The organism is Paenibacillus sp. Lou8.1, assembly GCF_024213565.1.
GTDB lineage: Bacteria > Bacillota > Bacilli > Paenibacillales > Paenibacillaceae > Paenibacillus > Paenibacillus polymyxa_B.
The window spans coordinates 29121-49767 of the sequence record NZ_JANAVN010000023.1 but is presented as its reverse complement, the minus strand read 5'-3'; the positions used below and the strand labels follow the sequence as shown (position 1 = coordinate 49767).

Below are 20647 nucleotides of genomic sequence, written 5' to 3'. Positions count from 1 at the left end.
CACCTCCATTTTACCCAGGAACGGTTTCTTATTGTTTTACAATTGGAGAACAGGACGTCCCTAGTCATTTTTATGACTTATGGGACAACCCTTTTTTTCTGCCAATGGCTGCTATGCGAATTGTCCGGATCGGACTTCCATGGCACGCTCTCCTTATTCGGTCTTCTTATCATCAGCAGCGCTCTTTCGTCTACTTCCTGTAGGCTTCGTAGCAGCAGGCTTAATTACAAGACCTGTTACATCATCAATCACCTGCATATCCAAGCGTGTATGATCCATCTGAATAATATCCAACCTATATATGGCCTCTCTGTTTGCATAGCCACGGGCGACTTCATCATAAATAGTCTTAGCCTTATTTATATTTCGAAGTCTTTCTACTGCCTGTTTATCAATTCGGTCAATAATATCGGAGATTGTGCTATATTTAACTTCTGCTTCGTTCACCTTCGCGCATCTTCGTTCTACTAATCTATGTATTGTTGCTTTCGATACACGATATTTATTTAGGTAGTCCCTTTCAAGATTTTCTTTTAATATTTCAATTTGCTTATCAGTAAGACGGACAAGAATAGTATCCAGTACAATTTCTTGCCGTTCTGGATGGCAAATTGTCATCACTTTGTTATCTTTTCTTCCTGTGTATCCTTTTCCTTTATTTGATATTAATCTCTCAAGTCCTCTGGATATCGATGCGTCTTCGTATTTTCTATAATTTGCCAAAATGCGCATAATGGTTGCCCTGGATCCGCCAAACTTTTTCACAATTTTAGAGATTAACTCTTCTTGCTTAAGTTTAAACACTTCTTCATCCTCATGAAGAAGTTCCTTATATTTATCATTAAATTTTGACACGGCTTGAATATTACCATTCTTTATCTTTTCGAGTAAAATCAGCGGCTGTATCAGATCAAAACGTTTACTGACCTCGTCTCTTTTTTTCGGATCTAATTTTGCAAGTACATTATCGTATGACTTCTTCTCTTGTTGCTTCTCAAGTTTCATCGAGGCTTCCGGTACAAAAGTCGGGTGATTCACTAAATCAGTAAAAAATATCTCTAGATCCTCACCATCAGGCCTCCTTAGCCACACATGAGGGGGATTTATGGTAACCACCTTGAACTTTTTCCCATAAAGACAATACTAAGCATATATCCTGATTTGGTTAAATGCATACAACATTCCTCCATCTATTTTTTCTACTTGGGGGTTCACCTGTGTGTTTAGTGATATTATGCTACGGGATGAAATAAGCTCGTTGAGATTGGTGATTAATGTTCCTTTTGCGATGAGGTGATAAATCAATGGTTTAATTAAGAGGGGATCTGTATTGTTTACGAATGTGGAGGCAAGATGGTCAACTGGACAAGACCCAAATACACTGAAGTCGATAGATAACAGGGTTATACCATTGTGAATAGTACTTTCTCTCTTTTAAAAAACCTTTCAAAAACTTAAGGTTACGGGACAGAGATATCGGAGGTGTTTTTGGGAAAACTACTTGATATTTCCAATCCTTTTTTGATGCGCATGTTCTACAATATTTATTACCCAATTCTGTTCGATCATTGTTTCGTTCTTCTTTGGGCTCCAGTTTTATTTGATAAAGTAATGGAATATGCCCTTGCCTAAAAACCAAAACATCAGGAACATGGAACCATTATGATAAGCATTAGCTTGTTCTTGTTTCCTAACCATCGCACGGACTGTGTGTTCTTTGTTTTCTTTCAAAAAATGGATAAGATGTTGTCCAATTTGTCCATTTGAACCTACCACCAAAACCTTCACCTAATCACTCCTCATTATTATATTTTTTCCTTTCCCATTAACTTAAATCACCTTTCTTGGCTGTAAGGTCGATCATCTTGTTCTAATTAAACATTAAGTAACCGAATGGTTTAGTGAATACAAATATTGATTGCTTATTCTCCAGAAAAAATACGTCGATGATTTGAATAAACTTTGGTTCATCTTTGCTTTCTAAGTTCTCATTCTTCGGTACGTTAAACTTTGAGCGCTTCTGGTATCTACTAGGAAGCGCTCGTATTGTATATTAATTTTGATGTGGAGGAAAATCTATATTCTCATGCTCTCCATAAAAAAGCTCAATGCGTTGGACACCCACTTTTTGGGATGAAGAACAAGCTGAATTTCCAGCTTGAGCTCGGCATGCTCAAAGGGTAACACCTTTAACTCTTCCCGTTCAATCTCTTCCAGCGCAGCCATTAGAGGTAGAATGGATATACCCTCTCCAGTCTTGATGCTCCGTTTGATCGCTTCCGGATTACCCAGCTCCAGACTCACGCGATAGGTGATTCCATTTGCTCGAAGCACTCTCTCCAGCAGTTGTCTGTAGTTGCACGTATGCTCGGGCATGATCCACTCCGCATCAACCAGATCATTCAGGTCGATTTGCTCTTTAGCGATAAGCGGATGGTTCGGATGGACAATCAGCACAAGCGGTTCTTCTCGAATGGTAATCCACTGCAACGCCGGATTGCTTGAATCGTCCGCGAGGATCAACCCAACATCGGCCTCCCCTTCCCTCACCTGGTGCAAAATCATCTCTTCGCGATCCGTATGCAATCGTATGTTCAGATCTGGGTATTCTTTGCGAGTCGCCTGCATATACGGCGGCAGAAAATACGAAGCGATGGAATCCATAGTACCGATCGTCATGGAGCCTCCGCCCTGCTTGGCCAATTTTTCTTTCGATTGCTCGAAAAGCTCCAGCATTTGTCCAGCAAGCTTGAACAGCTCTTCTCCGGCGGAGGTAAGACGAATCTTATTGTTATTGTAGCGCTCGAACAATTTAACTTGATATGTTTTCTCCAGCTTTTGAATCTGGGTCGTGACGCTGGATTGTGCGTAACCGAGCACTTCTGCTGCTCTTGTAAAGCTTTCACGAATGGCAACTTCCCGAAATGTTTGAAGATAAATGAAATCCAATCTGGCCACCCCATCGAAAATTTTGATTAGAATCATCGTTTATTATAGATAACTCTGATGCTGTTTCCTATGTTACATTAGATTTAATTCAACGGGAAGGGATAACTGATGATGATGAACGAACAACATATTCATGGGATTTTCATACCGCTGATTACACCTTTTACGCGTGACTATAAGCTGGACATCGATTCGTACCGGAAGTATGTTACCTATCTTGCAGGCCATGACATCCAGGGTCTGGTCGTTAACGGTACGACAGGAGAGTCGCCAACCGTATCCTGGGATGAAGTGAAGCTGATGGTACATGTGACGCAGGATGTTCTGAAGATCATGAACAAAACCATTCCGATCGTTATTGGCACGGGAACGAATGATACCTATTCAACGGTGCATCGGACGGAAATGGCGGCTGAATTAGGAGCGGATGCAGCCATGGTGGTCACTCCGTATTACAACCGGCCGACGCAGGAAGGAATATTGGAGCATTTCCGTGTCGTATCTCGTGTAGGCCTGCCTGTGCTAGTATATGAGATTCCGGTTCGCACGGGTAGTCGCATGACAATAGATACAATTCGCAAAGTGCTGGACCTGGATGGCATAATTGGGCTCAAGGACAGCACGGGCGGTCTTGATCTGCTCTTAAAATTGGCCCAGTACGAGACCAAGCCTGTCCTCTGCGGAGAGGATGCCTATTTCCATGCCATGCTATGCCAGGGGGCTACCGGTGGTATGCTTGCATCCGCTCATCTCCATATCCAGAAGTATGTGGATATATACCAACGTTTTGTGGCTGGCGACATGAACGGGTCGCGAGACAGTTTTATGCTACTAGAACCGATGATCCAGCATGTATTTGCAGAGCCAGCCCCGGCCGCGATCAAGTGGTGGCTTACCCAACAAGAGATTATTGCCGCCGAGCAATTGCGTCTGCCACTTATGCCCCTGTCGGATCAGGTGAAGCAGGGTCTCCTGAATTCAATCATATCCTGATAAATCAGCTTATCTCAGACTCCCCAATCATAACGTAGAAGAAGCATCTCCTGGACAGGAGATGCTCAGAGTGTCGAGAAAGTCCAGAGGACTTTTCGACAATTCTATTTTTATATGGGGAGACGCATCTTTTAAAACAAAAATCGATTTAAAACGATCTGAGGACCCTAGTTTTTAGACCACTAAGACAGTTTTAAACCCCCTGCAAAAAAACAGGGGGTTTCTCGACAGCCTGAGCATCTCCTGGACAGGAGATGCTTCATTTCTTAGCCGGAACAGGCAGCCTTTAGAAAAACGAATTTAAGAAGATACCCTCTATAGTAGAACGCTGTAAATTACTGGTCCAAAATAAGTGAAGATGTATGTGACGCATAGCAATTTGGTGTTTGTAGACGCTGTCATCAGGAAAACATTTTTTACAAGTCCCGCTATCTGCATTGGGTTGTCTATAAGCGAAATTATTGCAAAAAGAGGGCTGCCGATGAATTTCACCGACAGTCCTTCTCTTTCAAGCAGTATACTCATCACTCCTATTCGCTGGACAGCTCCTTGAGCGATTTGACTTTACCATGGGGATGCTGCTCTTGCTTTCGTGACTTCCAGGCTGCTTCTTTCCTTTTCTTCTGGTGAGCCATAACAGATATCCTCCTTTGGAAATTGTGATGTATACTACTTTCTTAAGTTGTCATTTCTCAGCTCTGTTCATTCATAAAACTAAATTCGTTGAATTTTCTCCTACATATCACAATCCCAAATATAGGATGTCAAAATCGCTTAATCATAAAAATGCACTCACGCACTTTATGTTTGCGGGGGTGTATTTTTGTGATTAAGCAGATCATTGTTCTATTATAATCCATGTATGAACTTACTTATTTAAAATAGGTATCTCTCCAAGCAGATTCTTTAAATTAATAGCATCCCACGGCATATGCTCTGTTATACCTAATCCAACTACATCTGTTTCTTCAGATAGTTCTTTAATCAGATTAAGTAGCTGAGGCATTTGCATTGTTCCCGCAGGAGAAAAATTATAGGGCGCTTCAGGGTTGGCGAACAGTAAAGAACGAAATGCTTTTGGGTCAAGCACATCTAAATCAAGGTGAATAGCTAGATGCTTAATGCCACTTTCTTTAATCCACTCTCTAATAGATTCAGTACTATTCGTTAACTCTTTGGTTCCTGCAGTTTTAATCCCTAGTCTTTGAATCACTTCTGTGTCTGATTCTGCAGGAGCTATACCTAGTCTTTGAAACGCTTCTGAAATGGCTTCTGTTTCTTGTTCTGTAGGAGCCGCTAATCCCGCGATAAAGACATTTTCAGGTTTTAGTGGGATTTTCACATGTTTTGCGAACTCCTCATCTCCTTCTCCCAAAAGATTTCCGAGCGGTAATGTATGTCCGTTATCATAGCCCACATATCTAACTAAATCACTGTGAGCATCGATCCAAATTAAACCTAATTCCCCACCGTATCGTTCGTTCAAATAGGCAAATGGAGCTTGTTCCACTAAGCAGTCACCACCAAACATTACAATACGATCTGGCTTATGAGCATCAATGATATGCTGAGCAGCCTCTAACTGTTCAAGTAGCTGTTTTCTCCCATTCATACCGTTTTCGTTTTCAAGCGGAGTACCGTTATAAGCTTGAATGGGAACATGAATAAGGGGTTGATCATTATCCGGAGCTAGCCAAGCAAGCAGTTCGGCTCCAAAAGAGTAATTAGGATTGTTTCCCCCTTGCCATTGTGGCATTAACAGACGTATTGTTTTTTCAGTCATGTTTTTCTCTCCTTTACTTCAAAAGTAAGGTTAGTATAAACTGAACACAAATAAAAACGTAGTACGCACTATTTTGATAGGTACTACCCGAAAGGATATTGTAAACATGAGTATGGCTGAATTTAAAGGTAAAGTTAAAAACATTCAAGATACACCTTTTGGTTATACAGTTTCACTGATTGGTGGTAAATGGAAAATGGTTATTATTTATCTCCTAGCCGAAAACCGAACAGTTCGCTTTAATGATCTGAAAAGACAGATAGGGGCTATTACTTATAAAACATTGAGTTCACAACTAAAAGAATTGGAAGCGGATGGTCTGGTGAATCGGAAAGAATATCCTCAAGTTCCCCCTAAAGTCGAGTACAGTCTCACAGATAAAGCAGAAACGCTATTACCTGTTTTGGAAGGGTTATGTGAGTGGGGAACAAAAAACCAAAATAATTAAATCCAGTTTTCTAATAAAAAGCCTGTATGCGAAAAGTTGTCCTGTTTTCCAACATTGCTATTCCAAGTTTAAACTCTCTAGTTAAGTGAATCCAGCAATGGCTGAACAACAGCATGCAGCCGTTCTGCAAATTCTATTATCTTAATTATCGCTTCAAGCCAGATTTATTTCCCGAATCACTTCAAGCGGAACCTTCGGTTTTCGGTCTTCCGTCAACAACCCGTTGACTTCCTGCTGTACATCGGTTACCTGTGTATAGCAATAGCCCGAGAGATAGGGGGTCGCTTTAATTGCTCCGGTGATTGCACAGAAACGTTCGATAAAAGCTTCGACTGAATCCACCTGGTTTCCGTATCCCCAGCCCTTGTCCGTCTGGAAGGCAATGCCGCGAATTCGCTTATGATAATCGGTTGTCCTCGGTAGGCATATCCTTCTGCAAAGGCATATTTCCAATTGTTAAAGGAGATGCTGTTGTTTACGATGCTTTCCTTGTCCTGATATCGCTCCAAAAACTCTTCGCCCGTCTCCACATAATCATGAAGGGTCAAAATATCCGAGACCGTATGCTCCCAACCGTCATTGGTAACCACCGGACGATACGGATCAATCGTCTTCGTCAGATGATAGATGGTTTGCGTGAACTGCTGCTGCCTTACATCATGTCCAATGGTCGATATGCCCCACGATTCATTGAACGGGACCCAAGTTATGATGCTTGGATGATTGTACTGCTGCGGCACGATTTCCAGCCATTCCTTCGTAAAGCGGCTAACCACCTGATCATTGAACTCAAAGGTCGACGCCATTTCTGACCAGACGAGCATGCCTTTCACATCACATCAATATAAAAAGCGAGGGTCTTCCAGCTTCATATGTTTACGAACCCCGTTATATCCCATCGCGGCTATTTTATCGATATCTTCGATAAGAGCTTCTTCAGAAGGGGGGAGTCAGATGAGTTTCCGGCCAATAGCCCTGATCTAGAATCAGCCGCTGGTAAAAGAGGGCCATTATTCAATAGAATCTGCCCGTTTTCAATCGATATTTTCCGCATGCCAAAATAAGAATACACCCTGTCGCTCTCTTTCTCATCCTCATACAGAGCAAACTCTACATCGAACAAATTTGGCGATTCCGGTGACCACAAGCACTGCTTCCATGGACCACACGCTTCATGAAATACATGGACCTCTACCGTTATCCAGGGCCTGTCGGCAGATAAGCTGACCTTTTTCACATGCTGTCCTTTCAGCGCAATCCGTGTCTCCAGGCGTAAATTATCTTTAGCCTCAATACCCATGAGCTGAAAGTCAAAGCGGATCATATGACGGTCGATATCCGGTATTATCTTGACCTCATTGATTCTTACCTCATTCACATATTCAATCCACACACTTTTCCAGATTCCGGTGCTCTGTACATAAAAGCATTCAAAGTTTCGGCACCTCTCCCGGCGGCACCGTCCATGAGAGGATTCGTCATACGGCGGAATATATTCGTATGCAATGTCGGAACATGCTCGATTTGAAGACAATGGCTGCGACGTCAGGTTATAGCTCCTTTCATTTTAGCCGGCTCTTCCATCAGCTCATGGGCAGCACCCCAGCTCAATATTTGCTCCAATGCCGAATAACGCTGGCCAAACATCTCCTTGTATCCACGGTACTCACTGTAAAGCAGATTGCACTGGAAACTGGCTTTCATCAAAGAAGCTATTTTATCAAGAGATTTCGGGAGCATACAGGCATCACGACGGAGCAGTTTCGCCAGCTGAGAAGGATGGGTTAGTACAATCTAAAAAACTCCTTCAATAGCTGGGCATGTGTGTATGGCAGCGTACAAATCGAAATTACAAATTTTGCAGTTGAATAAAAGAATAAGCGGCCGCTTAGGACGTTTGGTTAACATGTCCTACGCTACCGCTTCTGTTAATGTTTTTTATTTCACTTATATATAGGATTAAATTGTCTGTTTGGATATTGCTCCGAAATATTCTACAACTACCTCACGGAATTCTAGAGCAGCCCGCGAAATATACCGACTCCTGTGCCATAATAAAGCGATCTCCCGTACCAATTCGTGATTTTCTACTTGAAGATATTTAAGATGTTCCCGTGAGTTTCTTGCCGTGCTTGGTATGAAGGCTATGCCAATTTCAGCTTCCACAAGCGTACTAAGCCTTGCAGGTTCATCCCCCTCATACACATACTTAGGTATAAAACCTTCCGATTTGCATACAGAGTCCACTAAATCGCGAGTACCGTAGCCTCTCTTTACACCGACAAACCATTCATCCCTTAGATCCGTCAACGTTACACTGCTTCGATCCGCCAGCCGATGCCCCTTTGGAACAGCTACAAGGATTGGATCGATAAACACGATTTGGCATTCGATGTCATCTCCCTCTATTGGAGGTGAGGACAAGCAAAAATCGACCTCTCCTCTATGAAGCAGCGTTACCATTTCCTGCGTGGTCAGCATTTGCACATGAAATTGAATATAGGGTCGCTTTTTCCGAAACTCTCGCAGAATATTGGGTAATGTGCTTGCGGTGGTCACTGCCAATTCGAGAGTGCCATGTTCCGGGCTGGATAAATCACTAAGCTCCTGCTTCCCCTGCTCCAATTCAAATAAAGCCCTCTCTGCACGGTGAAGGAATCTACTTCCGAACTCATTCAATCGCAATTTCCTCCCTGTTCGATCGAATAGAGGAACCCCCAGATCTTCCTCCAGGCGTTGAATCGTTTTGCTCAGCGACGATTGAGTAACGTGCAGACTTCGTGCAGCTTCGGTCACATGTTCCAAACGAGCTACCGTCAGAAAATATTGCAGTTGAAGAAGTTCCATTATGATCCCCCATTCATTCCCTCAAGTCAATGAGATTATAACATCAAATGCGTTGGAATAAATAATCGATTTCAAGTACGATGACATTAATTCGCTATGGGGGGACCAGGAATGAGCGTTCGCAGCTGGTGGTTAATGATTTCAGTTGGTCTAGGGATACTATTGAACCCATTAAATTCTTCGATGGTTTCTGTTGCTATTCCAAGTCTGCAAAATGTGTTCCAACTTGACTTTACAGGTGTTTCCTGGATTATTTTTTCTTTCTACATTGCAAGTAGCATCGCTCAACCTGTCATGGGAAAAGCCAGCGATTTATTCGGTCGTAGGAAAATTTTTCTTACCGGGCTTGTTGTAGCCTTCATTGCATCATTATTAGCTCCATTATCACCAAATTTCGGGTGGCTCATCATGTTCCGCATTGTGCAATCCATCGGAACAAGCATGATGGTTGGGGTTGGAATGGCTATTGTTCGAATTCATATTACAGAGAAACAAGCAACTGCGTTGTCTGTTTTGTCCATATTCCTATCTGGAGCAGCAGCAATTGGCCCCTTTATTGGCGGGGTCTTGATTCATTGGTGGAATTGGCCTGCTATCTTTTTCATCAATATTCCGTTTGTGGTGGCCAGCTTTGTATTGGCTTGGAGGAATATTCCTAAGGACGAACTGCCAACATCCGTAGCACGCAACATGTCCTTTCGTAAATGGTTTGAACTGATTGATGCATTAGGGATTCTGCTCTTCACAGTGGCTTTGGTTACCCTGCTCGTTGGACTACTCTCAGCAAAATCATCTGGACATATCTTATTAGGAAATGTCATTGTCGGGCTGATAGGTCTCGTTGCGCTGGGGATATTCGTACGACATGAGTTAAAAGCGACATCACCCTTTATTCCTTTACGTACATTTGCCAAGTACCCTGCGATGACTTGGGTTAATGTTGAATTCATGCTCGTTAATGTACTATATTACTCGCTCTTTTTCGGGCTTCCGTCCTACTTGCAAATGGTACGTCATGTCAGTGAGTTCCAAACAGGCATTCTCATGCTAAGCTTAGGCTTGTGCTCGCTAATTACTTCTCCAATTGCAGGACAATGGATCGATAAATCAGGACCCCGACCGGCATTGCTGGTGTCCGCAATTCTGATGACATTGGGGTCAGTGTGGCTCGTGACATTGAATCCAACTTCACCGGTTATCAGCGTGTGTTTGGCTTTAGCTGCATTCGGAATTAGCAACGGTTTGAACAATGTAGGTATGCAAGCAGCCCTGTTCCAAAGTTCTCCAAAAGAAATAATCGGTGTAGCATCCGGATTATTTAACACATCCAGATATCTGGGAACCATTATCTCTTCATTATTGATAGCTATCGTAATGGGAGGTACGTTTAGCTTCAAGGGATTTCAAATGCTTGGGATCATCCTTACGGTAATTGCATTGTCTTTGGTATTCATGAGTCGGCGGCACCGGGAGTCAGCGCAATTGCATGAGTCGTAGGTTCACTAAGTTCATATCTCAAACCATTGCGCGGCACCAATCATCATGCATCCAATGTCATTTATTTGGATTAAAGAAGGTGTTTCACCTAAACGAACGGTTTTATGAAGTCGGTTGCATGAACCTTTGCACACTATTTTAATTGATTCTGATGTTTCTCTCTGTGAAGCAACCTTATTAGCTATTTTTTTAATAACTGCCATAATACCATTTTTCAGAAAACAAAAGCATATTCAGTGGTCGTTTGATCATTATCGCGCCCCTGTATTTCCCTTAAGCGGAGTGGACTTGTCGAAGTGTTGAGCCAACGTAACACGGAAGTCAGTCTGCTCCAGCGGGCTGGTATATTCGCCAATGTTTGAAAAATACTACAGATTTCGTCCCTCGCTGAAGCAAGGACAAGACCCTCGTTCCGGCTTGCCGACATAATCCAGCTTGTCATTATACCCTTCCGAATTCCAGGGATTAGTAGAACGTTCGCTACACATAAGTTCAGTCTCCTTTTTGTATGATTACAGGTCACAATAGTAGTGCATCATTTTCTCACAAAAACCAGTACTTTATAGAATGTACCGACTTGGTAAAATTTCAAGTATTAAAGACTTAATAGATATATACTAACTATATTTTAATCAAAGCTAACCATTCCCTCTCGGTCTGTCTGACGCAAAGGCAATTAAATAAAGCATCGTGTGGAGTGCATTCTTCATTACTTTTGAATACTTCAGATTCCCCACTTCAATCAAGGACTTAATGGATCTATATTAACCTCGATTTCGTCGACCTGTCAAAAAACTTTCTAAAAGATGCAGCTTGATCTTCCCCCATGCTCATACTAAAAAAACCGCTGATTTGATTTGTTCAGATCAGCGGTTTGAAATCTCAATTCTTCCACAAATTCATTGACATACTTTTAGATTTGTTTATTTTCTGAATTCGGATTATCAAAACCTAACAGCCTACCCTTTGAGGTGTAAATGAAGCCATTTGTTGGATCTTTTTTTGCTTTTATCTGATCATCATTGATTTAAAAATTACTTCGTTGTAGCTTCGTACAAACGCTGTAAAATGGTAACAGCTTCAGCCCGTGTGACTAGCGCTTTTGGGTGAAGGTATCCTTCATTAGCAGTAAGGACTCCCATCTTGGTTAGGGTGTAGAATGCTTCTGCCTTTTGATCCTGGGAATCTCCATCATAGTTGTACTCTTCTCCAGTCTTGTCGATGTACAGCACCGGATAGTAGGCCGAGAAATTGTCATTGTAATTGGCCTGACGAACTTTCATATCCTTGTACTGCGCAGCTGCGGAAATCACTTCCTCAATCTCAGGATGAAGCGTCTGATTGGTATAATCCGTACGAAGAGAGGCGATCATCATCACATCCCAGCGGGTCAATGGTTTGTCAGGTTTTACATATAATTGATAGTTTGGATATTTCCCGCCAACACTTTCAGCATACGGCCAGACGTAGTCCCCGTTGAATATTGCTGCAAAATCTTTATTCGCCCAGTGTTTACGCGCATCCACAAAGTCGGAAGGTTCGCCGGAAGAATGATCGATTTCTGGAAAAAGCTTGTGAAACATATGTACAAATTCCGCTTTCATTATGGTTTTGCTTGGCTTGAAGGTCCCATCTGCATAGCCCTTGACAACGCCCTTGTCGACCATGGAACGAATCGATTCGGCAGCCCATTCATATTTTGTTCCTTCCACATCAGGAAACGTGTTTGCCGCGAATGCAGATTGACCGAAAAACAGTGTCGTCGCAACCAACGGGGTGATAAGCCATTTCTTTTTCAACATCTCTTTCCACTTCCTTTAGGTAAAATTTATGTATAAAATAGTTCTCTAGACTCAATTTTATATCGACATTTCAAAAGAAAATGATGATATTAGAGAGAAAAAAGCACTGTTAAACAGTATTTTGGAATATCGACAATCTGTGTTTAAAAAATGTTATGGATACAAGTTCTAAAGTCTCTCCATATTCGGGTAGACCCGTCGGGAATTGAGAAAGCTTGTGAAGGCCTTCATGGCCCGTTCTCGCTTTTTACTCTTTTGACCTAAGCCTGTACGACCCTAGCATCGATTAACCGCTTCATGCGATGAGGAATCTGCATTAGTGTAATCTGCCCGTTAGTTAAAAAACAGCCGAGCGCTCGGCTGTTTTTGGTAGCGTTGAACTATCGTTATTAGTTAGTTTAGCGAATTCCACCCCATAGGACTGGGAAGCTCTTCGCTCCAAAATATTGATACGCATCTACGCTTATGACTGCATCAAAGTATTGCTCTGCAAAAGGCAAGTGGCAGGCATCTGCATGAATGGGGATAATTTGGCTTTCCAAACCAAACTCTCTGAATCTTCTATAGTTTTCAGTTGCACTAATCCATAAATCGACAGCAAATATGGTTATGTCAAACTTTTGCGCCAGATAGATAGAAGTAAGTCCGGTCCCACAGCCCAAATCCAGCACTCTCATTCCTTTCTGCAGAATCAAATTTTTCGATAGCTCCTCGAGCATGATAATCGAACTAGGCCCCATTAAATTTGCTCTTATGAAATCTACGTCATCTAGATCTCACCGGATCATTTCTGCTGACCCCCTCCTACTTTCTTCATTTGATATTTCCAATAAAGCAATTCTTCATCTTTGTGATCAATTTGAAATCCTAACTTCAATAACAAATTCTTAGAGCTGTTATTGTCAGGTACGCATCTTGCCGTTACGATTTGGACTTCTTCATGATTTAAGGACCACTCTATTAATTTTTGAGCGGCTTCATAGCAATAGCCTTTGCGGCGATGACTTTCATTCGTTGCAAAACCGATCTCAATCATACCGTTCTGATCAGGATCTCCTAAAAAACCAATCCCTCCAACAATTTCTTGGGTATCCTTCTCCACAATGATCCAAGAATCAAAACCTCTAGTGCCATTATTTTTTATCAAAAGTTCTCGAAAATAAGGTAAAGCTTCAAAGAAATCAGGACCCGGCCATTCATCACTGGTTTTATAACCCAAAGCTTCAATAGCACCTATATCACGTTGGGCTGCTGCTTCGATTAAATTAAGATCAAGTGTTTTTAATATGAGCCGATTCGTTTGAAGTTTCATGTATTGTCCACCTTTCTACTTACTTAGATTGAATCTTTCATTCAAGAAGTCTGGTTGTATTTGACCAAATTGGAGTAATTCCCTTCTATCCCCCTTTGCTAAAAATTAGAAAAGGGCAGGAATGAACATACGTCATTCCTACCCTCATATCACCTGCTTAAGCGCTAATTTCAGCAAGCTTCTCCACAAGCGTTAAAAAATAGTCGGTACCATTCCTCCATCCATACGGATTGGCGAACCTTTAAATGCAGATGCATAAGGACTACATACAAATGTAGCTAGTCTACCTATTTCAATAGGCTTGATAAATCGCTGTATTTCAGATTGAGGCAGGTTTGTAACCATAAAATCTTTCTCTTTTTCTGAAAAAGTCATATCTTCATGAGGATACATACTCTCAATGATTTGGTGCACATTCTCAGAGAGTGTTGGTCCTGGCATGATCGTATTGACTGTAACTTCTGTCCCTATTGTTAATTTAGATAAGCTTTTTGACAATGATAACAACATAGATTTTGTCATACAATACTGCGGCATTTGTCCTGAAGGCATAATTGCTTCTTCACTCGCAATAAAAATAATGCGGCCATAATCATTTTTCAACATTTTAGGTAAATAAAATTTTGACAATCCATTTGCAGCAAGAACGTTAGTACGGAAGTATTTTTCCCATACTTCATCGTCTACGTCCTCATATTGCATAATTTCATAAATGCCCGTATTGTTAACTAAAATATCAATACTAGGGTATTTTTCAAATAAAGCTTCTCTTTGTCCAATATCCACAATATCGGCTGTCGCATTTTGAGGGGAGGTAGCTGGGAAATTTGACTTAATTTCATTTACAGTTCGTTCTACCTCTTCATAATTTCGTCCATTAATTAGTACATTAACACCTTCTTTGGCTAGTTCAATGGCAGTTGCTTTACCTATGCCTTTCGTTGATCCTGTAACTAAAGCTGTTTTATATTTTAATCCCATATCCATAATACACTTCTCCTTTTTTAAAACAGTCTTGAGCTCTGGATAGTGATTATATTATCTTGTCTGGATTGTCCAGTAACTAGCATATTGCGCCAAAGTTCTTGTTTAACACGCCAAATAATAAAACTCATTAGGCAGTCCTAACGTGCTCCTGATATCGAGTTTGTACCTAAGTGTTCAGTCCGCCAATTTGAAGGTGTATCACCCTCCCATTGGCGGAAGGCGCGGTAAAACGAATTCTGGTCTTCATATCCAATCAAAAATGCCACCTCTTTAATATCGAGCGAGGGGTCTGCCAAGTACTCTCGTGCCTGCTCATGCCTAGCTTGTGTCAATAGAAACTTGAAGCTCGTATTTTCGTCAGTAAGCCGGCGCTGCAAGGTACGATCGCTCATACTGAGCTCCTTCGCCACAGCCTGAATGTCAGGACGCCCTCCTGTAAGGCTACGTTTCATGATCCATTTGACCATCTCAGTAATTGAGCGGCTGCGCTGCTGCTCATGCAACGATCGGTCCAGAGCAGGAGTCAGGATTTCCAGCAACTCTTTGTTGTACGAGACAAAGGGACGGTCCAGATCTCTTCGATGTAGCGTCAATCGGTTACATTTTGCACCAATTCGAATGCGACAGCCGAAGTATGCTTCAAGGGCTTGTACATCGCCCATGGAGTGCGAAAATTCAACAAGCTGCGCTGTCAAAGGTTGACCTGTCCCCCGGCGTCCAATCTCCAGAAGACAAGCCAGCGTAATACCCACCAGCATCGGCGGACCAGATTGCTCGGGAGACAGCCATTCCAGATCAATTGTACAGTGCTCGCCCTTCTCAGTGATATGTAGGTTTTCCGGGGGACACAGTTGTTTGTACCGAGCCATTCGGTTTAGAGCGTCGCGGTAGTCCCGAGCATGGTAAGTCGCTAAGACAGTCGGTGGGTACTTCGCTGTATCAAAGACGGTCGCAAGCTTGATAATTCCTTGTGCAGTGTCACCAATGAGATCAGAATATGCCTGCCAGATCGCGAAATATTGAGCGGTGGTGACTACTGTTTCAGTACTAATGGTGATCGGCAATCGTGCTTTGCGAGCTACGTCGTGGGCGCCAAACCCTAACTGACATAATCCTGCCCACAATCCTGGCGGGATTTTAATACGGTCAGAGGTATGAGACTTCATATATATGGGCCTCCTTTATCTACTTGCATATTCATTAGTTTTGGTTGCGATGGGGTCCCTCTTAAGTACACATAAGAATACTCTTAAGTACGTTAAGGTGTCTACATTAACGTACTAAGCTGCGAAAAATGTTACATCTTCTTGTTATCTGTGATACTTTCAATCAATGAAGAGGAATATGGCGAATTACTTAATCATAATAAAATTCTGTTAATGGCATGAACGACTCATCCTCAACACCAAAAAACACACCCATATGTTTATGAGTGTGTTTTTAAAACCTCAAATCACGACACTCCTAGGAATGTCATTCCTTCATGCTTCTTATATTTAAAAATTAAGGCTTCAAGAAAGGCCCGTTTTCACCGATCTTACCGGAGGCAGGATTATCCGGGAGATCAAGTACAATAAACCTTTTGCACCCCAGCGGCTAGAGTAGTTGTACACAACATCCTGTATGATTTTATATCTTTATCGTGTGCAGCATTAATCAAATCTTGGTAGGTTGCACCTGGTGACTCTCATTGGATCACTGTTGGCTGCATTGCCGCTTGAAACATGATTCGCACCACCTCGGTTGTTCGAAGGGTCCGCATCAACGTTTTTTGCATTGATCAGCATTGATCGGCGTTACAACAATTACAGATGTTAATACAAGTATCCCCGTGACGATCTCTCCCTTCCTCTTTTCTCGTACAAATGATTATTCTATCACTCTCATGGATTATTTTATGTTTTTATGGAAGAATTCAGAGTAGAATATGTTGATTTATAAGGAGGAAATAGCGGATTTTATGTAAAAACTTCTTTTCTCTTTACGTGTAAATTAAACCTATTCGAAATCTCAGCAACTTAAAAATGATCAAGCAATAGAATTCGGTTGTGGAGCGATACCCACTTGGTTTTATGGTGGGCAAAATTATTTTGCTCACCATTTCAAAGGTTTACTGATTACTTAAATGCATCCCAAAATTTCATTAGATCAATACTGTTTGGTTCTCTCCAGGATCCTATATCTCTCTCTTATGACGGATCGAAAAATAGAGCGGATTTAAATAGTTCTTCGAATCACGCTTTTGGTTGCTGCCGCCTCAAAAATCGTCTCAATCAGCACCAATACACGGTGTACTTCTTCATTTTTGATCGCAATCTCCGCTTTTCCTTCGATGGTGGAGACAAAATTCTCATAAAAGCTTTCCGCAGCAGCAGGTATTTTCTCAATCGGGAACCTAAGGGTGGATTCCTCAGACGGCGGCGCCATCGTTTTCGTCAATCCTTGACCTGCTTGAATCGGCTTGGGTTCCACGTGAGCGACATCTGGATTTCGGGTGACGATCTCTCCACTCAAATCCCAATCTCTAATCATTGCGGTTCCTTCAGTTCCTTTAATATACCAGCGCGGCAGCTTTACGTAATTGGTTGTACCCACTTCAATGACTGCGGTCAGACCGTCCTTGAACTCAATAAAGCTGGTAAAGCCGTCATCCACTTCAGTCCCCAAAATATAGCTAAGGGTAGCAGCTACGCTTTCTATTTTGCTGTCCGTAATCTGAAGCAGCTGGTCCAACAGATGTACTCCCCAATCCAGTAGCATTCCTCCTCCATACGCCTTTAGTTGCCGCCAGTCACCTGGGATGCCATTAGCCCCCTGAACTCGCGATTCCAAGTGGAAAAGATCACCCACGGTCTTATTGCCAATTATATCTTTAATAATTCGGAAGTCTTCATCCCATCTACGGTTCTGATGTACTGTAAACACACGATTTTCCTTCTTCGCCACCTCAACAATGTCCAATAAATCCGCGCTCGTTATCGTAACCGGCTTTTCACAAATGACATGTTTTCCGGCTTGCAGTGCCTGGATCGCGATTTCCTTATGAACATCATTAGGTGTTGCTATCAAAACAATATCCACGGCCTGATCGGCAAGGACGGCATCCAGGCTGGCATAGGTTTTATAGCCGGCAGCCGCAGCCAGTTCCATTCGGTAATCGACAATATCATATACACCGCCAACGGCAAGTTGCTGATTAGATTCGATCAATTGAACATGGTAGCTTCCCATGCCTCCATAACCGATAATGACTACATTGTATATACGATTGCCCATTTTCATCTTCCTCCACTCCTGATTTAAGCCCACCGCATATCAAGTGGTTGCTCATAGATCAATAAATCTTAATGTCCTGCGTAACTCTCCCTTCACTTCATCGGATAGCTCTATCATACAAATCTCATGAAAAGCTTTCCTCCTCATTTCTTGCTGTTTTATTCCCGAATATTGTCCTGCGGTATTTCAATGGTGATGTTCCTGTTGCTTCTTTAAAGAGATGATGAAACGTCTTTACACTACTGAACCCTGCTGCCTCTGCGACCTCAGTGATCGGATTGTTTTCATTCAACAAAATCCATTTTGCCTTATTCAGTCTGTAATCATTCAAAAATGCTACAAAGGTCATCCCCGTATTCTTCTTAAATAGCCTGGCGAAATAATAGGGACTGAACCCCATATAATCAGCGACATTCTTCAGCGAAATGGTTTCATGATAATGGCATTCCACATATTCAAAAATACGTTCCAGTTTATAAAGGGTGTCCTTTGATTGTGTTAAGGGTCTTTCAGAGATGTCAGGAAGCCTTGGCGTCATGCTTCTCGGCACTTCACGCATAATAAGAGTCAACATCTCAAACAACTTCGCTTTGATCATATAGGCATGACCTTCGTGGTGGTTGACGTTCTCATCATAAATGCTTTGAATCAGAGGAAGCATTTTAGCTGCTGTTTCTTCTGGCCAGTTCCAGCTTGATTGTTCCATCTCCGTAAATATAGTTCTAAGAGGGCGTTTCTGATCACTTAATGTGGAAACCTCTTGAAAAAAGCTCAGATCAAATTGAATAACCACCCGTTCGCTGTCGGGAGAAGCCAAGAAATAATGAACATCACCCCCATTTATAAACTGAACTTCACCTTGTTTCATGCGTATCGAAATATCGTTAATTCCCAGATCCAAGGTTCCCTGGGTCACATAAATAATTTCAATTTCTTTATGCCAATGAGGATAGCAAAGCACGTCGCCTTTATTAATAAAACTCCGGAAAGGAAAATGTCGGTCAAGCTCCGGGATTTCTAAATAAAAATTCATTTTGGTAGACTCCTTTTGTTGTAAAGTTCAAAAAAGCCGTACACATGACTATTGATAATTATGCTGCACTGCATTCCTTCTTTTCTTTTCATTTTTCTCCTTCTCGACTTTCGAATAAAATTCCCTCTCTCTTTTGAATTGTAAGCGGTTAACATTCTTTTTCCTACCCTAACAATCATAGTTGTATTAAGTAAAACAACTGTTAGGTATCCTTACTAACCTAATTTTGCAAACACAAAGTTATGCCTCAATTATGAGCGGTTTGGCGCCCGAAAACAATTTGGGCTGATCTTATTACGTGTAAAATTGTCGAACGATTATTTTTTACATTTTTTATATAAATACGTATATACATTTCCAAGATAAAGGTATAATCTAGTAATGCAACAGAATCCATATAAAAAATATAGACTTATGGAGGGACGGACCTTGAAGAGACTATTCGCTTTAAGTTGTGCTTTCTATCTGTTAATCGGCATTACTAGTGTGGTGCTTGGAGCATTACTGCCGGTCCTACTGCCTTACTATGGACTGGGGTACAGCGATGGCGGATTATTGTTGTTCCTTCAGTTTTTCGGATTTCTTGTCGGTGTTCTGTTCTCCCCCTTCATGGCTCTACACATCGGTCGCAAGTCTATGCTGTCCATTGCCCTGGTTAGTATCGTAGCAGGGTATGCCATCTTGGGTGTACTCCCCTCATGGACCTGGGTTATCGTGATGACCATCTGGGTTGGCTTCGGCTCAGGCATCATTGAGTCGTCCATCGGAGCGTTCACGATTGAGTTCACCGAAGAGCAGAAAGCCGTAGCCATGTCCAAGCTGGATGTCTATTTTGCACTTGGTGCACTGCTCATTCCCGCAGTGGTAAGCCTGTATATCTGGCTTGGAATGTGGTATTTGACCTTCTACACCATCTCCCTTCTGACGTTTATTCTGGGGCTGTTCTGGATTACCATGCCTACTTCCTCCTCTTCCCATCTTATTCAAGCAGATCTCCAAACCTCTGAGCGATCGGTCGAACAAGCCCGGTACTCTGTACAGCACCGTGTGTTACTGGGAATATTCATTGTATTTTTCTTTGTTTACATGGGGCTTGAACTGGGGCTCATGAACTTCCTACCCTCTATTCTGATCGAGACCCTGCAGATTCGGGAATCCGTAGCTTCGTTGGGTGTTAGCATACTATGGATTGCGATGATCATCGGCCGCATGTTCTCAGGGAAGATTGCAGAGTCCGCAGGATATATTCCTTTCCTGCTGTGGAGCGGAATCGGAACTTTCTGCTTTCTGGTCGCAATGGCGTTTGTCTCCAGTCAGTGGGCTACATACCTTCTGATTTTTGGTGCAGGGTTATTCATGTCCGGTCTCTTCTGTATTGCCCTCGTCTATGCGAACGTGCTGATTCCGGGAATGACCGAGAGAACGACCAGCATTCTAATTGCGTCAGGCGGAATTGGCGGAGCAGTGCTTCAATATGTAACAGGCTGGAGCATGAGCGAATGGTCGGTGACGGCTACCCTTTGGATTTTGGCGGCTTTCAGCCTAATTTTGCTGCTGGCAGTCATTTTCTCGTATCTGTGGAATAGCAGGAGCAGACGGGTAGTTGACTCCCTTGTCCATCAGGGCAAGGAAGGATGAGATTCTTTATTCTTGGGGGAGGTGAGGCCCACCGCTTTATGTAGTAGCAGGGCAGTACATTTTTTAAGGATGTACTTAATGA

At 42.3% G+C, this 20647-nt stretch carries 18 protein-coding genes and 2 pseudogenes; 5 read left to right on the top strand and 15 right to left on the bottom strand.

Annotation, left to right across the window (positions count from 1 at the left end):
• Window positions 1–153: 153 nt before the first annotated feature.
• The 3 genes and pseudogenes from NLX78_RS25070 to NLX78_RS25060 all read right to left on the bottom strand — a co-directional run bounded on the left by NLX78_RS25070 (window position 154) and on the right by NLX78_RS25060 (window position 2985).
• Window positions 154–1005: a hypothetical protein gene (locus NLX78_RS25070; protein WP_254351827.1), complete on the bottom strand. Its 852-nt coding sequence runs from the start codon at window positions 1003–1005 to the stop codon at window positions 154–156.
• A gap of 660 nt (window positions 1006–1665) precedes the next feature.
• Window positions 1666–1788 (bottom strand): annotated as a pseudogene (locus tag NLX78_RS25065) (NAD(P)H-binding protein); the annotation flags it as partial.
• A gap of 288 nt (window positions 1789–2076) precedes the next feature.
• Window positions 2077–2985 carry a LysR family transcriptional regulator gene (locus tag NLX78_RS25060; RefSeq protein WP_367988757.1) on the bottom strand — a complete coding sequence of 303 codons (909 nt, stop codon included), beginning with the start codon at window positions 2983–2985 and terminating at the stop codon, window positions 2077–2079.
• A gap of 72 nt (window positions 2986–3057) precedes the next feature.
• Between NLX78_RS25060 and dapA the strand changes: the two genes are divergently transcribed.
• Entirely contained in the window at window positions 3058–3942 is an 885-nt protein-coding gene (dapA, locus tag NLX78_RS25055; protein WP_367988755.1) for a 4-hydroxy-tetrahydrodipicolinate synthase, read from the top strand.
• A 530-nt stretch (window positions 3943–4472) separates the two neighbouring features.
• Here the strand turns inward: dapA and NLX78_RS25050 are convergent.
• Together NLX78_RS25050 and NLX78_RS25045 are read right to left on the bottom strand one after the other, a co-directional pair.
• Window positions 4473–4577, bottom strand: coding sequence for a DUF6254 family protein (locus NLX78_RS25050; RefSeq protein ID WP_023988604.1), 105 nt, complete (start codon window positions 4575–4577; stop codon window positions 4473–4475).
• Window positions 4578–4810: 233 nt separating this feature from the next.
• Window positions 4811–5725 (bottom strand): arginase family protein, encoded by a 915-nt coding sequence (locus NLX78_RS25045; RefSeq protein ID WP_061830919.1) that lies wholly within the window; start codon window positions 5723–5725, stop codon window positions 4811–4813.
• A 106-nt stretch (window positions 5726–5831) separates the two neighbouring features.
• Here NLX78_RS25045 and NLX78_RS25040 point away from each other — a divergent pair, with 106 nt between their 5' ends.
• Window positions 5832–6173, top strand: coding sequence for a winged helix-turn-helix transcriptional regulator (locus NLX78_RS25040; protein WP_013310350.1), 342 nt, complete (start codon window positions 5832–5834; stop codon window positions 6171–6173).
• Window positions 6174–6326: 153 nt separating this feature from the next.
• On the opposite strand, the pseudogene NLX78_RS25035 reads toward NLX78_RS25040, so the two are convergent.
• A pseudogene (locus NLX78_RS25035) lies at window positions 6327–7611 on the bottom strand (glycoside hydrolase family 2 TIM barrel-domain containing protein); the annotation flags it as partial.
• A gap of 77 nt (window positions 7612–7688) precedes the next feature.
• On the opposite strand from NLX78_RS25035, the gene NLX78_RS25030 reads away from it, so the two are divergent.
• Complete coding sequence (locus NLX78_RS25030) at window positions 7689–7961, top strand: helix-turn-helix transcriptional regulator (RefSeq protein WP_254351826.1); 273 nt, start codon at window positions 7689–7691, stop codon at window positions 7959–7961.
• 171 nt (window positions 7962–8132) lie between these two features.
• Here the strand turns inward: NLX78_RS25030 and NLX78_RS25025 are convergent, their stop codons facing one another.
• On the bottom strand, window positions 8133–9020 hold the full coding sequence (locus tag NLX78_RS25025; protein WP_235306330.1) for a LysR family transcriptional regulator: 888 nt from the start codon (window positions 9018–9020) through the stop codon (window positions 8133–8135).
• Window positions 9021–9131: 111 nt separating this feature from the next.
• On the opposite strand from NLX78_RS25025, the gene NLX78_RS25020 reads away from it, so the two are divergent.
• A complete protein-coding gene (locus NLX78_RS25020; protein ID WP_254351825.1) occupies window positions 9132–10517 on the top strand; it encodes an MFS transporter in 1386 nt (461 codons plus the stop codon).
• 11 nt (window positions 10518–10528) lie between these two features.
• Here the strand turns inward: NLX78_RS25020 and NLX78_RS25015 are convergent, their stop codons facing one another.
• From NLX78_RS25015 to NLX78_RS24980, 8 genes are all read right to left on the bottom strand, one after another.
• A complete protein-coding gene (locus NLX78_RS25015) occupies window positions 10529–10720 on the bottom strand; it encodes a hypothetical protein (protein WP_254351824.1) in 192 nt (63 codons plus the stop codon).
• Window positions 10721–11551: 831 nt separating this feature from the next.
• The gene (locus NLX78_RS25010) at window positions 11552–12319 is read right to left on the bottom strand and encodes an S-layer homology domain-containing protein (RefSeq protein ID WP_254351823.1); all 768 of its coding nucleotides are present in this window, start codon (window positions 12317–12319) and stop codon (window positions 11552–11554) included.
• Window positions 12320–12717: 398 nt separating this feature from the next.
• Window positions 12718–13038: an SAM-dependent methyltransferase gene (locus tag NLX78_RS25005; RefSeq protein ID WP_302057530.1), complete on the bottom strand. Its 321-nt coding sequence runs from the start codon at window positions 13036–13038 to the stop codon at window positions 12718–12720.
• 65 nt (window positions 13039–13103) lie between these two features.
• Complete coding sequence (locus tag NLX78_RS25000; protein WP_250268318.1) at window positions 13104–13631, bottom strand: GNAT family N-acetyltransferase; 528 nt, start codon at window positions 13629–13631, stop codon at window positions 13104–13106.
• Window positions 13632–13823: 192 nt separating this feature from the next.
• A complete protein-coding gene (locus NLX78_RS24995) occupies window positions 13824–14618 on the bottom strand; it encodes an SDR family NAD(P)-dependent oxidoreductase (protein ID WP_061830939.1) in 795 nt (264 codons plus the stop codon).
• Between the two features lie 137 nt (window positions 14619–14755).
• On the bottom strand, window positions 14756–15784 hold the full coding sequence (locus tag NLX78_RS24990; RefSeq protein WP_254351821.1) for a helix-turn-helix transcriptional regulator: 1029 nt from the start codon (window positions 15782–15784) through the stop codon (window positions 14756–14758).
• Between the two features lie 1051 nt (window positions 15785–16835).
• Window positions 16836–17900 carry a Gfo/Idh/MocA family protein gene (locus NLX78_RS24985; RefSeq protein ID WP_069291929.1) on the bottom strand — a complete coding sequence of 355 codons (1065 nt, stop codon included), beginning with the start codon at window positions 17898–17900 and terminating at the stop codon, window positions 16836–16838.
• Window positions 17901–18018: 118 nt separating this feature from the next.
• Window positions 18019–18927, bottom strand: a complete 909-nt coding sequence (locus NLX78_RS24980) for an AraC family transcriptional regulator (RefSeq protein WP_250261374.1) — start codon at window positions 18925–18927, stop codon at window positions 18019–18021.
• A 429-nt stretch (window positions 18928–19356) separates the two neighbouring features.
• Here NLX78_RS24980 and NLX78_RS24975 point away from each other — a divergent pair, with 429 nt between their 5' ends.
• Window positions 19357–20565: an MFS transporter gene (locus NLX78_RS24975; RefSeq protein WP_250268311.1), complete on the top strand. Its 1209-nt coding sequence runs from the start codon at window positions 19357–19359 to the stop codon at window positions 20563–20565.
• Window positions 20566–20647: the final 82 nt, after the last annotated feature.

What these genes read in the sequence shown, in the direction of transcription:
- NLX78_RS25070 (WP_254351827.1), bottom strand. Translation starts at nt 1,005, where the DNA reads ATGAAACTTGAGAAGCAACAAGAGAAGAAGTCATACGATAATGTACTT.
- NLX78_RS25060 (WP_367988757.1), bottom strand. Translation starts at nt 2,985, where the DNA reads ATGATTCTAATCAAAATTTTCGATGGGGTGGCCAGATTGGATTTCATT.
- dapA (WP_367988755.1), top strand. Translation starts at nt 3,058, where the DNA reads ATGATGATGAACGAACAACATATTCATGGGATTTTCATACCGCTGATT.
- NLX78_RS25050 (WP_023988604.1), bottom strand. Translation starts at nt 4,577, where the DNA reads ATGGCTCACCAGAAGAAAAGGAAAGAAGCAGCCTGGAAGTCACGAAAG.
- NLX78_RS25045 (WP_061830919.1), bottom strand. Translation starts at nt 5,725, where the DNA reads ATGACTGAAAAAACAATACGTCTGTTAATGCCACAATGGCAAGGGGGA.
- NLX78_RS25040 (WP_013310350.1), top strand. Translation starts at nt 5,832, where the DNA reads ATGAGTATGGCTGAATTTAAAGGTAAAGTTAAAAACATTCAAGATACA.
- NLX78_RS25030 (WP_254351826.1), top strand. Translation starts at nt 7,689, where the DNA reads ATGCTCGATTTGAAGACAATGGCTGCGACGTCAGGTTATAGCTCCTTT.
- NLX78_RS25025 (WP_235306330.1), bottom strand. Translation starts at nt 9,020, where the DNA reads ATGGAACTTCTTCAACTGCAATATTTTCTGACGGTAGCTCGTTTGGAA.
- NLX78_RS25020 (WP_254351825.1), top strand. Translation starts at nt 9,132, where the DNA reads ATGAGCGTTCGCAGCTGGTGGTTAATGATTTCAGTTGGTCTAGGGATA.
- NLX78_RS25015 (WP_254351824.1), bottom strand. Translation starts at nt 10,720, where the DNA reads ATGGCAGTTATTAAAAAAATAGCTAATAAGGTTGCTTCACAGAGAGAA.
- NLX78_RS25010 (WP_254351823.1), bottom strand. Translation starts at nt 12,319, where the DNA reads ATGTTGAAAAAGAAATGGCTTATCACCCCGTTGGTTGCGACGACACTG.
- NLX78_RS25005 (WP_302057530.1), bottom strand. Translation starts at nt 13,038, where the DNA reads ATGCTCGAGGAGCTATCGAAAAATTTGATTCTGCAGAAAGGAATGAGA.
- NLX78_RS25000 (WP_250268318.1), bottom strand. Translation starts at nt 13,631, where the DNA reads ATGAAACTTCAAACGAATCGGCTCATATTAAAAACACTTGATCTTAAT.
- NLX78_RS24995 (WP_061830939.1), bottom strand. Translation starts at nt 14,618, where the DNA reads ATGGATATGGGATTAAAATATAAAACAGCTTTAGTTACAGGATCAACG.
- NLX78_RS24990 (WP_254351821.1), bottom strand. Translation starts at nt 15,784, where the DNA reads ATGAAGTCTCATACCTCTGACCGTATTAAAATCCCGCCAGGATTGTGG.
- NLX78_RS24985 (WP_069291929.1), bottom strand. Translation starts at nt 17,900, where the DNA reads ATGAAAATGGGCAATCGTATATACAATGTAGTCATTATCGGTTATGGA.
- NLX78_RS24980 (WP_250261374.1), bottom strand. Translation starts at nt 18,927, where the DNA reads ATGAATTTTTATTTAGAAATCCCGGAGCTTGACCGACATTTTCCTTTC.